Source organism: Thalassospira profundimaris, assembly GCF_003326795.1.
GTDB lineage: Bacteria > Pseudomonadota > Alphaproteobacteria > Rhodospirillales > Thalassospiraceae > Thalassospira > Thalassospira profundimaris_C.
Genome location: NZ_JPWI01000005.1, coordinates 1 through 15,583, shown reverse-complemented (window position 1 = coordinate 15,583; position 15,583 = coordinate 1). Strand labels below are relative to the sequence as shown.

13 protein-coding genes and 2 riboswitches are annotated in these 15,583 nt (G+C 54.4%); of the genes, 8 read left to right on the top strand and 5 right to left on the bottom strand.

What is annotated here, in order from left to right:
• The 3 genes from gcvH to TH30_RS09245 form a co-directional block, all read right to left on the bottom strand.
• Positions 1–372: a glycine cleavage system protein GcvH gene (gene gcvH / locus TH30_RS09255; RefSeq protein WP_114097817.1), complete on the bottom strand. Its 372-nt coding sequence runs from the start codon at positions 370–372 to the stop codon at positions 1–3.
• A 70-nt stretch (positions 373–442) separates the two neighbouring features.
• Entirely contained in the window at positions 443–1,555 is a 1,113-nt protein-coding gene (gcvT, locus tag TH30_RS09250; protein WP_114097816.1) for a glycine cleavage system aminomethyltransferase GcvT, read from the bottom strand.
• Positions 1,556–1,614: 59 nt separating this feature from the next.
• A riboswitch (glycine riboswitch) is annotated at positions 1,615–1,724 on the bottom strand.
• A 3-nt stretch (positions 1,725–1,727) separates the two neighbouring features.
• Positions 1,728–1,828: riboswitch (glycine riboswitch) on the bottom strand.
• Between the two features lie 90 nt (positions 1,829–1,918).
• Positions 1,919–2,473 carry a hypothetical protein gene (locus tag TH30_RS09245; RefSeq protein WP_114097815.1) on the bottom strand — a complete coding sequence of 185 codons (555 nt, stop codon included), beginning with the start codon at positions 2,471–2,473 and terminating at the stop codon, positions 1,919–1,921.
• Between the two features lie 258 nt (positions 2,474–2,731).
• Here TH30_RS09245 and ispH point away from each other — a divergent pair, with 258 nt between their 5' ends.
• The 5 genes from ispH (at position 2,732) to TH30_RS09220 (ending at position 8,527) form a co-directional block, all read left to right on the top strand.
• Positions 2,732–3,679 carry a 4-hydroxy-3-methylbut-2-enyl diphosphate reductase gene (gene ispH / locus TH30_RS09240; RefSeq protein ID WP_114097814.1) on the top strand — a complete coding sequence of 316 codons (948 nt, stop codon included), beginning with the start codon at positions 2,732–2,734 and terminating at the stop codon, positions 3,677–3,679.
• A gap of 46 nt (positions 3,680–3,725) precedes the next feature.
• The gene (locus TH30_RS09235; RefSeq protein ID WP_114097813.1) at positions 3,726–4,694 is read left to right on the top strand and encodes a homoserine kinase; all 969 of its coding nucleotides are present in this window, start codon (positions 3,726–3,728) and stop codon (positions 4,692–4,694) included.
• 12 nt (positions 4,695–4,706) lie between these two features.
• Positions 4,707–5,156, top strand: a complete 450-nt coding sequence (rnhA, locus tag TH30_RS09230; protein WP_114097812.1) for a ribonuclease HI — start codon at positions 4,707–4,709, stop codon at positions 5,154–5,156.
• A 278-nt stretch (positions 5,157–5,434) separates the two neighbouring features.
• Positions 5,435–7,783: a putative bifunctional diguanylate cyclase/phosphodiesterase gene (locus tag TH30_RS09225; protein ID WP_258548671.1), complete on the top strand. Its 2,349-nt coding sequence runs from the start codon at positions 5,435–5,437 to the stop codon at positions 7,781–7,783.
• A 75-nt stretch (positions 7,784–7,858) separates the two neighbouring features.
• On the top strand, positions 7,859–8,527 hold the full coding sequence (locus TH30_RS09220) for a DNA-3-methyladenine glycosylase I (protein ID WP_114097810.1): 669 nt from the start codon (positions 7,859–7,861) through the stop codon (positions 8,525–8,527).
• An 11-nt stretch (positions 8,528–8,538) separates the two neighbouring features.
• Here TH30_RS09220 and TH30_RS09215 read toward each other — a convergent pair whose 3' ends face one another.
• Positions 8,539–9,279, bottom strand: a complete 741-nt coding sequence (locus tag TH30_RS09215) for an SDR family oxidoreductase (RefSeq protein WP_114098036.1) — start codon at positions 9,277–9,279, stop codon at positions 8,539–8,541.
• 105 nt (positions 9,280–9,384) lie between these two features.
• Between TH30_RS09215 and TH30_RS09210 the strand changes: the two genes are divergently transcribed.
• Complete coding sequence (locus tag TH30_RS09210; RefSeq protein WP_114097809.1) at positions 9,385–10,005, top strand: TetR/AcrR family transcriptional regulator; 621 nt, start codon at positions 9,385–9,387, stop codon at positions 10,003–10,005.
• A gap of 36 nt (positions 10,006–10,041) precedes the next feature.
• Here TH30_RS09210 and TH30_RS09205 read toward each other — a convergent pair whose 3' ends face one another.
• A complete protein-coding gene (locus TH30_RS09205) occupies positions 10,042–12,099 on the bottom strand; it encodes a protein meaA (protein ID WP_114097808.1) in 2,058 nt (685 codons plus the stop codon).
• Positions 12,100–12,389: 290 nt separating this feature from the next.
• Between TH30_RS09205 and ccrA the strand changes: the two genes are divergently transcribed.
• The gene (gene ccrA, locus TH30_RS09200; RefSeq protein ID WP_114097807.1) at positions 12,390–13,670 is read left to right on the top strand and encodes a crotonyl-CoA carboxylase/reductase; all 1,281 of its coding nucleotides are present in this window, start codon (positions 12,390–12,392) and stop codon (positions 13,668–13,670) included.
• A gap of 149 nt (positions 13,671–13,819) precedes the next feature.
• On the top strand, positions 13,820–15,487 hold the full coding sequence (locus TH30_RS09195; protein ID WP_114097806.1) for an acyl-CoA dehydrogenase family protein: 1,668 nt from the start codon (positions 13,820–13,822) through the stop codon (positions 15,485–15,487).
• Positions 15,488–15,583: the final 96 nt, after the last annotated feature.

Here is a 15,583-nt window from a genome sequence, read left to right as displayed (position 1 = left end):
TTACAGACCTTCGACGAAGTCTTTATAGGCTGCTTCATCCATCAGCTCGTCGAGCTGGGATTCATCAGTCAGCGACATTTTAAAGAACCAGCCATCGGTTTCCGGTGCTTCATTCACCAGCGCCGGATTGGCATCAAGTTCTTCGTTTACTTCAACAATTTCACCATCAAGCGGCGCATAAACATCACTTGCGGCCTTGACCGACTCAACGACGGCGGCATCGCCATCCTTGGTCAGTTTCTTGCCGATTTCCGGCAGCTCGACATACACGATGTCGCCAAGCGACTGCTGTGCGTAATCGGTGATGCCAACGGTTGCGATACCGTCTTCAAGCTCGATCCATTCATGTTCCTGCGAGAATTTCTTAGCCATTGTCTTAGTCCCTGTTGATCGTTTGTCTGCCGCGCGGCGATCCGCCGCACATTCTCAAGAATTACGGCGATTAGCCGCGGAAATAGCGATGCGGTGCGAACGGAAGTTCAACAACCTCTGCCGGACGGGCCTTGCCACGCACCATAAGATCGACCTTGGTACCCGGCTCGGAAAATTCAATTGCCACATATCCCATTGCAATCGGACCATCGACCGTCGGACCAAAACCACCGCTGGTGATTTCGCCGATTTCTTCGCCGTCGCTGTTCAGAATCGGGGTATGTTCGCGGGCGGGCGCCTTGCCTTCCGGTTTGATGCCGACACGTTTGCGCTCTGCACCATTTGCAAGCTGATCAAGGATGACATCCGCGCCCTTGAAGCCGCCCTCTTCACGACGGCGTTTGTTGATGATCCAGTTCAGATCGCCTTCAACCGGCGTCGTCGTGGTATCGATATCATTGCCATAAAGGCAAAGTCCGGCTTCCAGACGCAGCGAATCACGTGCGCCAAGACCGATGGCTTCGACTTCGTCCTCGGCCAGCAACTTGCGCGCAAGCTCCTCGGCACGGTCATTGGGAACGGAAATCTCGTAGCCGTCTTCGCCGGTGTAACCGGAACGGGTCACAAAGCAGGCGATCCCGGCAATCTCGATCTCGGCAAAACTCATGAATTTGAGATCGGCAACTTCCGGCGCAAAGCGTGCAAGAACCTTGGCAGCTTCCGGGCCCTGAAGTGCCATCAACGCACGATCATCAATCTCCTCAAGTGCAACACCATCGCCAAGGTTGGCGCGCATGTGAACGATGTCGTCATCCTTGCACGCTGCGTTGATCACAAGAAACAGACTGTCACCGGCATTGGTGATCATAAGATCGTCAAGGATCGTGCCGTCATCCTGGGTAAAAGCCGAGTAGCGTGTGCGACCCGGTTTGAGGATCGCGATGTCTCCGGGCACAAGCTTTTCAAGCTCGGCCACACGGTTTTCACCGGTCAGGCGAACCTGCCCCATGTGTGACACGTCAAACAGGCCCGCTTTGGCACGGGTATGAAGATGTTCACCCTTAACGCCGAGCGGATATTGCACCGGCATATCATAACCGGCAAACGGCACCATCTTGGCGCCAAGTTCTACATGGAGGTCATAAAGGGCTGTTTTAAGCAGTTCGGTCTGATGATTGGCCATCAAGCTCTCCCGGACAGTCGTTGCGAAACATAGCCGACCAATGGCCAACCACATTCCCCCTCTGTCTTGGAGCCTGAAAGAATCACAGCCGACTTGTCGTGACGGTCTGCTTACATCTTCGGCGAGGCGGTCACCGGCATTTCATTCTGATGCCGCCTGCTTTCCAGAGTCCCATCTCCCCGCGGTCCGTTTGCCTGAGAGTTTCCGGGGTGGTTGCTCCTTCGGCGTCCGCGCAATCCGTTATGGACCGTGGCACTCTCCCACGGGGATCACTTGGGTATGCGTCCTTATACGTATTTCAATCTCGGTCGACCAGCCCCAAAATTCAGGCAATCGTCAGACCGGAATTTCAACCTTGCGACGTCAGTTCGTCCCGAAACGACGATTATAGTCGAGCTGATCCGCACTTAGCTGGAAACCAAGGTAAATCTCGTAATCCGGTCCGGTCCAGACATCATCAAGTGGCACCGACAATGTTACCTGCTCGTCACGGAAACGAGCCATATTGAGGTTATCGGCAAACGGCATTGTGACATCAAACACCGATTTCTGCACAAAATTGCCCGCAGGATCACGAAGCGCCACGAAATATTTAAAGGACGCGCTGCGCTCCTGCGCAGCCGGGCCAAGCTCGGCGGTGATGATCGGACTGATGATGACATCAAGCGTCTTGTCACCCAGATCATAACCGCAATCACCAAGATAGCCCGTGAACTCGGCCTCGACGATCACATCGGTCAGATCCTTGCCCGTGCCATTGAACTGGACAAGCTTTGCGGTGTCCTTTGGCAGATAGGCAGCCGGGCACGTCGGAACGGGCTGCTCTTCAAACGGGTTACCGCTGCACGCAGCCAGCAATCCTCCAAGCGAGACCATACCTAATGCGCATACGCGCCGCAGTCCGTTACCGATTGTCATCCAAGCCTCTATCAAACCATCTGTTTTCTGACATGTGCAAGATCAGCACTGTCCGCGCGCAGTCTATTCTCTCACTTGAACGGGCACAACCCGCTTCGGATATTGTCACAAGATGAAAACATCAAAATCTGCGAAATTCATGGCTTCTCGATCCATGCTGAGTCATTGCGCCACAAGATCAGGCAGGTTATGTAACGAGAACGCTTGAATAACTGCGCCGGGACAGCCCGGCACATTTTGGAAACCGGACCCCGTATCATGTCAGATAAAGCCAGTCTTCGGATCGTTCTTGCCAACCCGCGCGGCTTTTGCGCCGGGGTAGATCGCGCGATTGAGATCGTTGAAAAGGCGCTCGAAAAATATGGTGCGCCGGTTTATGTCCGTCACGAGATCGTCCATAACAAATTCGTTGTCGACCGCCTGCGCGATATGGGTGCCGTTTTCGTCGATGAACTTGATGCTGTTCCCGATGGCGTACCGGTAATCTTTTCGGCCCATGGCGTACCGAAATCCGTGCCCGAGGCTGCCGAAACCCGCAAGCTTGAATATCTCGATGCGACCTGCCCGTTGGTGTCGAAGGTTCATCGCGGCGCAGAACGCCATTTTGCCGAAGGCAAACATATTCTTCTGATCGGCCATGCCGGTCACCCGGAGGTCATCGGCACCATGGGCCAGCTCCCGACAGGCAGCATGACGCTGATTGAAACCGAGGAAGACGCCGAAAAGCTTGAGGTCACCAATCCGGAAAACCTTGCTTTTGTTACCCAGACGACCCTGTCACTTGATGACACCGCCAAGATCATTGAAATCCTTCAGCGCCGGTTCCCGTCAATTTCGGTGCCGAAGAAAGAAGACATTTGCTATGCAACGACCAACCGTCAGCATGCGGTCAAGATGATTGCCGAAAAGGCTGATGCCATTCTGGTTCTGGGTGCGCCGAATTCATCGAATTCAAACCGTCTGGTCGAAGTTGCCAAACGCGAAGGCTGCACACGTTCCGTTCTGGTCGAACGGGCGCATGATATTGACTGGAGCAAACTTGCCGGGATTAACACCCTTGGCATCACCGCCGGGGCGTCTGCCCCGGAAGTTCTGGTCGAAGAGGTTATTGATGCCTGCCGCGAACGATATGACGTGACGGTCGAGACCATCACACTGACCGACGAGAATGTGACCTTCAAACTGCCGCGTCAGCTTGCAAGCTAATTCGATCTAACTGCTTATCTTTCAGATCAGGAATACGATAAATCCAATGGCCGTCTATACCGACGTTTCAGACGAAGACATCGCCCGTTTTGTCGCCGAATACGATATCGGTGATGTTGTATCGTTCAAGGGCATCGCAGAAGGTGTGGAAAACACCAACTTTCTGCTACAGACGACCGAAGCTCCTTTCATCCTGACCCTGTATGAAAAACGGGTAAATCCGGATGACCTGCCCTTTTATCTTGGTCTGATGGATCATCTTTCCGCCAAGGGACTTAACTGCCCGACACCGATCCACGGGACGGACGGTGTTGCACTGCGTCGTCTTTGCGGTCGCCCGGCAGCAATTACGTCTTTCCTGCAAGGCATGTCGCCACGCCGGATCCTGCCCCATCATTGTGCGGGTCTTGGAACCGCCTTGGCAAAACTCCATACTGCCGGTCTGGATTTCGAGATGCATCTTCCCAATGCACTGAGTGTCAAGGGATGGCGCGGACTGGTGGAAAGCTGTCGGGAACATGCCGACGATGTCGAACCCGGTCTTGGCAAGATGATTGGCGACGAGATCGCCTATCTCGAAGCCAACTGGCCCCATGACCTGCCCAAGGGGGTCATTCATGCCGATCTGTTCCCCGACAACGTATTTTTCTTCCCGGGCAAGGAAGATGTATCGGGATTGATCGACTTCTATTTCGCCTGCAATGACCTGCTGAGCTACGACATCGCAATCTGCATGAATGCATGGTGTTTTGAACCTGATAACAGCTTCAATGTTACCAAGGCCAAAAACCTTCTGTCGCAATATGGCAAGGTCCGCACACTGAGCGGCGCGGAAATCGCTGCCCTTCCGGTTCTTGCGCGCGGTGCCAGCCTGCGCTTTTTGCTGACCCGTCTTTATGACTGGGTGAATACGCCAAAAGACGCCCTGGTCACCCCCAAAAACCCTCGCGAATATATCAACAAGCTTCGTTTCCATCAGCGGGTGGAAAGTGCAGCTGCCTATGGATTTGATTAAGGACGCGCCCCTATGACTTCAAACAATGGCGGGGATAACCACGTCGAGATTTACACCGACGGCGCGTGCAGCGGAAATCCCGGCCCGGGTGGCTGGGGCGCGATCCTGCGTTTCAAGGGCGTTGAAAAGGAACTTTCGGGCGGCGATCCCGAAACCACCAACAACCGTATGGAAATGATGGCCGCAATCAGCGCACTCGAAGCCCTGAAACGCCCATGCACCGTCGATATCTATACCGACAGCAGCTATGTCCGCGACGGTATCACCAAATGGATTTTCGGCTGGCAGAAGCGCGGCTGGAAAACGGCTGACAAGAAACCGGTCAAGAATGTCGAACTCTGGCAGCGCATGCTCGAGGCTCTCAAACCCCACAAAGTGGAATGGCATTGGGTCAAGGGGCATGCCGGTCATCCCGAGAACGAGCGCTGTGATGAACTCGCCCGGATGGCTGTTCCCAAATAATGATATTTTCCGCTCGGCGCTGACAACTGCTTGAAGCTTAAACACTTCACCCCAAAATAGACGGGGCAGGTTATTGCAACCATTTATTTATCAGGAAAACAAAATCAAACTTGCCTTTCGAACAACTTCCGGGTTGATTTGACAAAGACATAGGAGTGTTGGCTCCCATACAAACGTCGAGTAGAGTATATCTGACTAGTCTAAAGTGGGTGCCCAGGAGAGAACGCTTGTCGCGCGGATCGTACGGCTTTTTACAACGGAAGTCTTTGAGCAGTCGGTTGCTTTTCATAGCATTGCCGCTGGTTTCTCTGTTCTCGCTCGCGCTTTTTATCGTATTTGGCTATGTCAGCTACAAGGTCCTTCGCGATGACCTGAATGGCAAGGTTGAACAGACCGCAGACATCAACGCCCGCGTGCTTGCCACCCCGTTCTGGTACCTTGATGTCGACAATATCGAATCCGCTTTGAATGCCATGGCACGTGATCGCGACATTGTCGCGGTGCAGGCTTTGGGCGCAGACGGAACCGAATTTGCCCATACCGGTGTTTCCCAGTCCGAACTGACTGACACGTTGCGCCTGTCACGCCGGGTCTATTTCGAACGCAACAATGTGCGCCACGATGTTGGCGAACTTGTCATCTACTTTACCGATGCCCGTGTTCAGGATCTTCTGTTCCGCCGTATCGCTATTGACATGATCCTGTTCGGATTGCTGATCGCTGTGGTTGCCGCCAGCCTGCTGATCGCAAACAAACGGTCGATCAAGGAACCGCTCAACCGACTGCTGCATTCCATTCGCATGACCAAACATGGCCGTCTGCGTCGTCCGGTGGAATGGAACAGCTCGGACGAACTGGGACTTTTGATCCGCGAATATAACGAAATGGTCGCCCTGCAGGGTCAGGCACAGGAAGAAGCCCAGCGCAAGCAGGCGCTTCTGGAAGCAACCCTTCATAATATCGGCCAGGGCATCTGTCTGTTCGATCAGGACCTTAATCTTATGGTCTGGAACGAACGCTATATCGAGCTTCTTAACCTGCCACGCGATCTGGTCAAGGAAGGTACGCCGCTTTCAGATATCCTGCGTTTCAACGGCGAGCGCGGCGAATATGGCGATGTCAGCATTCAGGCCCTGATTTCCGACCGCGTTGCCATTGCGCGCCGCCGCGAACCCTATCGCATGGAACGGACGCGCCCGAATGGCCGCGTCATTCAGGTTGATCACAACCCGATGCCCGGTGGCGGCTATGTTGCAACCTATACCGACATTACCGAACGTAAACAGACCGAAGCCCGCATGCGCCATCTTGCCGTGCATGACGTTCTGACCAGCCTGCCGAACCGCACTCTGTTCCTTGACCGTCTGCGTCAGGCACTGCTTTCAGCCCGACGGTTCCAGCGCGGTGTGACTGTTCTGTTTGTCGATCTTGACCGGTTCAAGGATATCAATGACCACTTTGGTCATGACGTTGGCGATCTGATGATTCAGGAAATGGGTCAGCGCCTGTCGCGTATCATCCGTGATTCGGATACCGCTGCACGTCTTGGCGGGGACGAATTTGCAATCATTCAGACCGACGTTCAGAATATCGAAGATACCATCGCCCTTGCCCAGCGCATCATTGACGAGCTTTCCCAGCCCTTTGACTGCCGTGGCATCCGGCTGCATTCGACGGCCAGTGTTGGCATTACCCTGTTTCCTGAAGATGGCGAGAACCCGGAACAGCTGGTCAAGAACGCCGATATGGCGATGTATGCGGCCAAGGCCGAAGGCCGCAACAATTACCGCTTCTTCCTGCCGTCAATGCATGAACGGGTCAAGGAACGTAAAACCATCGAGGAAGATCTGCGCAACGCGCTCGAACACGATCAGCTCGAACTTTACTATCAGCCAAAAATTGACTGCCGGACCGAAAAGGTCGTTGGTGCAGAGGCTCTTGTACGCTGGCACCATCCGGAACGTGGCCTGATCCTGCCCGGCGAGTTCATCTCGGTCGCCGAGGAATGCGGCCTGATCAACCGGTTGGGTGCATGGGTGCTGGAAAAGGCCTGCAAACAGACGCAAGTCTGGCGCGATTCAACTCTTCCGGGGCTTCGGATTGCCGTGAACCTGTCACCGGCACAGTTCCAGGATGCCGAACTTGTTGATAGTGTGACCAAGATCGTCAAGGATACAGCCCTTCCCGAAGGAACGCTTGAACTTGAGATCACTGAATCCATCCTGATGAACAACCCGGAAAAGGCGGTTTCGACGCTCAAGGAGCTCAAGGCCCTTGGTGTGATGATCGCGATTGATGACTTTGGTACCGGTTATTCATCGCTGAACTATCTCAAACGCTTCCCGGTCGGCTCGATCAAGATCGACCGTTCCTTTGTAAACGACATTCATGTTGATCTTGATGACAAGGCCATCGTTGATGCCGTTATCGGCCTTGGTCACAGTCTTAATCTTGAAGTCGTTGCCGAGGGCGTGGAAGAAGTCGAGCAGCTTGAATATCTGCGTGAAAAGGGCTGTGATTTCATTCAGGGTTTCCTGTTCTCCAAGCCGCTGCCGGCAACCACGTTTGAAAGCTGGGTCAGTGAACGTCACAATCGCGTCCCCGAAAAGGTCGCAGCGAAGTCCTGATCTGCAAAGGTTAATCTGAAAACAGTCACGGCTTTGCTTTGGCTGTTTTTTCTAGGTCACGGAGCCACCGCCTACATGCGCCCGTTTCACGAAATTGAACAAGCGGCCATCGCGCGCAAGGGAAGCAAGGACTCTCTTTCTTCTGCTTTGCTGACCCCGAAATCCGCCGACGATATTGCCCGAATTCCTGCCGACCGCTGGCTCTCGGAAATGAGTAAATGTGTCTTTCAGGCCGGTTTCAGCTGGAAAGTGATCGAAACCAAATGGCCGCGGTTTGAGGAAGTCTTTGACGGCTTCGATGTTGGTCGCCTGTCGATGATGCATGATGAAGATGTCGAACGTCTTCTAAAGGCCGATGGCATTGTTGCACATGGCCCAAAGATCAAATCGGTGGGCGAAAATGCCCGCTTCCTGCAATCGCTTGCTGAAACACACGGATCGGTCGGCGCTTTCTTTGCCAACTGGAAGCGCGCAGATTATTGCGACAATCTGCGCATTGTGCAGAAAGGCGGATCGCGCCTTGGCGGAAAAACCGGACAGGTTGCCCTGCGTCGCATTGGTATGGATACGCCGATTTTCTCAAGTGATGTTCTTGAGGCCCTGAAGGTCGAAGGGATCGTCGCCAGGATGCCATCCTCGAACAAGGATTTTGCAGCTGTTCAGGTCGCTTTTGATCAATGGCACAAAGAATCCGGCAGACCCTTTACCCAGATCAGCCAGATTCTTGCATTTTCGGTCGGCTAGAGCCTCAGCAATCAGGCGTTTATGCCACTATCGACCGTGAACTCTGCTCCGGTGACGACCTTAGCTTCCGGTCCCGCCAGCCAGGCAATCAGCCCCGCCGTATCGTCGGGGTGGCTATATTGCGGGATCGACATCAAACCACGCTGGGCATCGGACATCTGACCATCTGCCGGGTTCATATCAGTATTGGTTGATCCCGGATGAATAATGTTTGCAGTAATCCCGCGCCCGCCAAGATCGCGGGCCAAACCACGGGTAAAGCCGATCAGCGCGGATTTTGACATGGCATAAAGGCTGATGCCCGGCCAAGGCACCTTATGGGCAAGGTTACTGCCAATTGAAATGATCCGGCCGCCTTCGGGCATATGTGTTAGTGCGGCTTTCACCGCAACAAAGACAGCCCGCACATTGACATCCATCGTCGCGTCAAATCGTTCAATGGTCAGATCATCAATCGGGGCGGCATCAAAGATGCCGGCATTGTTAACCAGAATATCAATCTTGCCGAACGCGTTTGCAGCCTCATTCACTGCACTGATGATATCTGCATCACTGCGGTTATCTGCCTTGATGGCAAGGGCTTTACCGCCTGCGGCTTCGACATCGCGCACAACTCTTTGGGCTTTTTCATCAGACTGAACGTAGGTGAATGCCACGGCGGCACCCTCATGTGCCAGGCGTCGGACGATTGCTGCACCGATGCCACGGCTTCCGCCGGTAACGAATGCTACCTTTTCTGCAAGGTTCTGCATCATAAACTCCATTTATGTAGTGATCATTACATAAATGCTGGCAAACTTGCGCTACGCCGTCAATTGTTTTATTTAATGATCACTACATAAATAAACGGACCAAACATGGCAGCACGCGGCAGACCGAGAAATTTTGATCGCAATGATGCACTGGACAAGGCTCTCGACCTGTTCTGGCGGCACGGTTACGACAACACATCCATGGCGGACCTCAGCGCAGCGATGGCACTACGCCCACCCAGCATCTATGCTGCGTTCGGCAGCAAGGAAGGCCTGTTTGAGGAAGTGGTGGAACGCTATTCCGAGCGGGTCGGAAAAGATATCTGGGGCAATCTCGACCTTTTTAAATCCGCCAGGGAAGCCACCCGCCATCTTCTGGTGTCGACCATCGAGACCTTTAGTCATTCTGAAAATCCGCGTGGCTGTATGATCGTTCTGGCTGCCCCGCAACCCGACGCTGAACATTCCAGCGTCGCCCGATCCCTTTGTGAACGCCGCAAGGGAAACGTGCAGGTTTTGAAAACGATTTATGCCGATGCGGTCAGGCGCGGTGAAATACCACGCGGCGCAGATCTGGATCGCATTACAAATTACTATGTGACCGTGCAGCACGGCCTTTCGATCCAGACACGTGACGGTATGGATCGCGACGCCCTGATGGCTGTGGCCGATGCGGCAATGGCAACGTGGCCCAGCCTGATCAAAACGTCATTGGCGTCCAGCTAGGCAGACGCCAATGACAAAAATTGATGTCCGGGCCAATCAATAGACCGACGTTTCGCCCGCCGCATTTTCACGACCAGAATGCTGCCCGACCGATAGATCTGACGATTTGCGGTCAACAAGTTCAACGATTTCGGAAATGACGCGGACCAGTTGGTAGTCCTTTGGCGTGTAGACAGCAGCAACCCCCATCTGTCGCAGGATCAGCATATCGGCTTCGGGGATGATGCCGCCGACAACAACCGGGATGTGACCTGCGCCCTCTGCACGAAGACCATTGACCACTTCGCGCACCAGCGGCACATGCGATCCCGACAGGATCGAAAGGCCGATCACATGCGCCCCTTCGTCAATTGCGTTCCGCACCAGCGCATCCGGCGTCCAGCGAATACCCTCGTACAGCACTTCAATCCCGGCCTCGCCCGCCTTGACGGCAATCTGTTCGGCACCGTTTGAATGGCCATCCAGACCCGGTTTGCCCACCAGCATCTTCATACGCTCGCCAAGCTTCCCGGACACCTCATCGACCCGTTGACGCAACTGTTGAATGTTTTCGGCATCGCCGGTAACGATCATCGACGTGATGCCGGTTGGTGCGCGATATTCCCCAAAGACTTCACGCAGGGTTTGCGACCATTCACCGGTGGTTACCCCGGCATGGGCACAGGCAATCGAACTTTCCATGATGTTACGGCCTTCGCTGGCCGCTGATTTCAGAGCGTCGAGATTTTTTGCCACCTCGGCCTTGTCGCGATCTGAACGCCAGGCCCTGAGCTTTTCAATCTGTTCCTGTTCGGCCATGTCATCGACAGTCAGGATGGATTTTTCCCCAGACGTCAGCGGCGATGGCTCGGTTTCGGTATAGGCATTCACACCGATGACCTTGGTCAGTCCGCATTCAATATCGGCCAGACGCCGCGCGTTGGAGCGCACCAGTTCCTGCTTCATATAGCCGCGGTCGACTGCGGCAATTGCCCCACCCATGGCATCAATCTTGGCCAGTTCGGCGCGCGCACCTTCCTTGAGGGCACCAACCTTGCGCTCGATTGCCGGGTTGCCATCAAACAGGTCTTCATATTCCAGAAGGTCGGTTTCATAGGCCATGATCTGTTGCAGACGCAGTGACCATTGCTGATCCCAGGGGCGCGGCAGACCAAGCGCCTCGTTCCAGGCGGGCAACTGCACCGCACGGGCGCGGGCATTTTTTGAAAGCACGACGGCCAGCATCTCGATCAGGATGCGATAGACGTTGTTTTCAGGTTGCTGTTCGGTCAGCCCCAGCGAGTTGACCTGTACCCCGTATCGGAAACGCCGATATTTGGCTTCTTCAATGCCATAGCGATCCCGGGTAATTTCATCCCACAATTCGCAAAATGCCCGCATCTTGCAGATCTCGGTCACGAAACGAATGCCGGCATTCACAAAGAATGAAATGCGCCCGACCACCTGGGCAAAATCTTCTTCCGGGACCTGACCCGAATCGCGGACAGCATCCAGAACGGCAATCGCCGTTGCCAATGCGTAGGCCAGTTCCTGTTCGGCGGTCGCCCCGGCTTCCTGCAAATGGTAGGAACAGACATTCATCGGGTTCCATTTTGGCACCTCGCGATAGGTGAATGCCGCAACGTCGGTAATCAGCTTAAGACTGGGCGCAGGCGGGAAGATATATGTCCCGCGCGACAGATATTCCTTGATGATATCGTTCTGGGTCGTGCCCTGAAGACTGTCGCGCGCAGTGCCCTGTTTTTCCGCCACCGCAATATAAAGTGACAAAAGCCAGGCCGCCGGGGCGTTGATGGTCATGGATGTATTCATCTGATCAAGCGGAATACCGTCAAACAGCGTCATCATGTCGCCGAGATGCGACACCGGCACGCCGACCTTGCCCACTTCACCGCGTGCGAGCACATGGTCCGAATCGTATCCGGTCTGGGTGGGCAGGTCGAAAGCAACAGAAAGGCCTGTTTGTCCCTTTGCCAGATTCTGACGATACAGGGCATTGGATGCCTGCGCCGAACTGTGCCCCGCATAAGTGCGGATCAACCATGGGCGATCCCGGTCGGCTCTTGCTGCGCTGCGTTCGTTTTCCATCGACATCGCGACCTCTTGTATTTTTATTACCAAATGCCTTTTCGATAATAACGTTTAAACGTTATTAAATTATCCACTAGACATCACTTGAGTAATTATATAACAATTTGTGCAACGCGATAAAAGCGAAAACAAATGTCGCCCCGGTTTAATCGGAACAAATTTCGCAGAAAACCGGGAAACGCCCAGGGAAAATAAAACAAATTCTGTGGCTTGGAGGTTTCGTCGACCGCAATGCAGCATCGGTAATTTAGTTACCCTGCGATCCGGATCGACCCGAACAAGGAGTGAAGGCCATGAATACCACTGCTGAAGTGCTGCCTTTCCGTGGCGGTCAGGAAGAAAAAGATCTGTATGAAATTGGCGAAATCCCGCCGCTGGGTCACGTGCCCAAGAATATGTATGCATGGGCGATTCGCGAAGAGCGCCACGGCGAACCCGATACCGCCATGCAATGTGAAGTTCTGCCGGTGACACAACCTGACAGCCACGAGGTGCTTGTCCTCGTGATGGCAGCAGGCGTGAACTATAACGGCGTCTGGGCGTCGCTTGGCAAACCGATCTCGGTTTTCAATGTCCATGATTGCCCGTTCCATATTGCCGGTTCGGATGCATCCGGCATCGTCTGGGCCGTTGGTTCAAAAGTCACTCGCTGGAAAGTTGGCGATGAAGTCGTCATTCACTGTAATCAGGACGATGGCGATGACGAGGAATGCAACGGCGGCGATCCGATGCTGTCCCCGACCCAGCGCATCTGGGGGTATGAGACACCGGATGGATCTTTTGCCCAGTTCACCTGTGTTCAGGCGCAACAGCTGATGCCGCGCCCCAAACATCTGACCTGGGAAGAAAGTGCGTGCTACACCCTGACCCTTGCCACGGCATATCGCATGCTGTTTGGCCATCGCCCGCACATCCTGCGTCCGGGGCATAACGTTCTGGTCTGGGGAGCGTCCGGGGGTCTTGGCTCCATGGCAATTCAGTTGATCACCACTGCGGGTGCCAACGCCATCGGGGTTATTTCAGACGAATCAAAACGTGACTTTGTGCTTGGACTGGGTGCAAAGGCTGTGATCAATCGCAAGGACTTCAATTGCTGGGGACAACTTCCCACGGTCAATGGTCCGGAATTTGCCGACTATATGAAAGAAGTCCGCAAATTCGGCAAGGCGATCTGGGACATCACCGGCAAGGGCAATGATGTTGATATCGTCTTTGAACATCCGGGCGAACAGACCTTCCCGGTATCTTGCAACGTGGTCAAGCGCGGAGGCATGGTGGTGTTTTGTGCTGGCACGACCGGCTTTAACCTGACCTTTGATGCACGCTTTGTCTGGATGCGTCAGAAACGCATTCAGGGCAGTCATTTTGCCAACCTGAAACAGGCTGCACAGGCAAACAAACTGGTGATCGAACGCCGTCTTGATCCCAGCATGTCCGAGGTATTCAGCTGGGAAGACATCCCACGCGCGCACATGAAAATGATGCGCAACGAACACAAGCCGGGCAACATGGCGGTTCTGGTTCAGGCCAAACGCCCGGGTATGCGTACCCTTGAAGAAGCAGTCGAAGGCTAGTCCCACATTAATCTTCGACTGACAGCTGGCACCCCAATCGCGTTCTCGCCCGATCCGCGTGCGGGGTGCCACCACCCTTTCTGATCATATTAACCGAGTTTCGACCAGTGCAATCGCCCCACACGATTGCCGGGCAAAGGACCAAGACAATGACCGATACCGCCCTGCTTCCTGATCTTGACCAATTGTGTGACGATGCACTGGCCGCTTTGGCATCGCTTTATGATGCAACCGAAAATGCCATCCGCGCGCAGGTCACTGTCGATGGCCGCATTGATGCGAGCGCCTTTGACGAACATCAGTTCGCTGCCCACGGCTTTGCATGGTTTACGACCTATGTCACCGCCCTTCAGCAAATGAAGGCATGGTCCGACAGACTGGTCGCCCAAGGTAAACGCGGCACGCTCGAAACCCTGATATTGCAGGTGGCCTTTGGTGAATATCTTGCCCAGATCAAGGGCGGCATTCCGATGTCACAGGGCGAGATCATTCGCCTGACAACCCTGGGAGCATCAGAGTCAGATATTCAGGCTTTCTGTTCCAGCCGGGCTGTCGCTGTGCTGTCAGCCTATGGCAACTCCGATGCTGCCCGCCGGGCAATCTCCATCGAAATCGAAGACAGTCTTGATACCGGTCGCTTTGGTGAGACCGGCCTTGAGGACGAAACGCTTGATCTGGTGCGTGACCAGTTCCGGCGCTTTGTTGACGAGAAAGTTTCTCCCCATGCCCATGGATGGCATGAACGAGATGAACTGATCCCGATAGAGATCGTCAACGAGATGTCGGAACTCGGCGTCTTTGGCCTGACCATCCCCGAGGAGTTTGGGGGACTTGGCATGGGCAAGACCGCGATGTGTGTCGTGACCGAGGAACTTTCGCGCGGTTACATCGGTGTCGGGTCGCTGGGAACACGATCCGAAATTGCCGCCGAGCTGATCCGTCTTGGCGGGACAGACGCCCAAAAGGAACATTATCTACCCAAACTGGCTTCTGGCGAAATTCTGCCAACAGCTGTCTTTACCGAACCCAATAACGGATCCGACCTTGCCCATCTGCGCACGCGCGCGATCAAGGACGGAGATACCTATAAGGTTACCGGCAACAAAACCTGGATTACCCATGCAGCCCGATCGGACCTGATGACGCTTCTGACACGCACCAATCCGGACGAAGCAGGCTATCGCGGTCTTTCGATGCTGCTTGCCGAAAAGCCGCGCGGAACCGATGACAATCCGTTCCCGGCCGATGGCATGTCGGGTGGCGAGATCGAGGTCCTTGGATATCGCGGCATGAAGGAGTACGAGCTGTCCTTTGACGGGTTTGAAGTCCCGACAGCCAATCTTCTGGGCGGCGAGGAAGGTCAGGGCTTCAAACAATTGATGGCAACATTTGAATCTGCGCGCATTCAGACCGCGGCACGTGCTGTCGGTGTTGCGCAAAACGCGCTGGAAATCGGAATGCGCTATGCCAAGGACCGCATCCAGTTTTCCAAACCGCTTTATGCCTTCCCGCGCGTATATGGGAAGGTTGCCTGGATGGTTGTCGAAACCATGATCGCCCGTCAGCTCACCTATTTCTCGGCAATCGAGAAAGATCAGGATATCCGCTGTGACATCGAAGCAGGAATGGCCAAGCTTCTGGGGGCCCGCGTTGCATGGTCAAATGCCGATAACGCGCTGCAGATTCATGGCGGCAACGGTTACGCGCTTGAATATCAAATCAGCCGCGTTCTTTGTGACGCCCGCATTCTGAACATTTTCGAAGGTGCTGCCGAAATTCAGGCCCAGGTTGTCACCCGTGGCCTTTTGGGACGGTGATTACCTAACAGATTGAAAGCGCGACCTTATTTACATTCTGAACCGTGGCCCCTGTGAACAACATGGGCAAACTCGGCCCGTCAACCTTGACGGGCC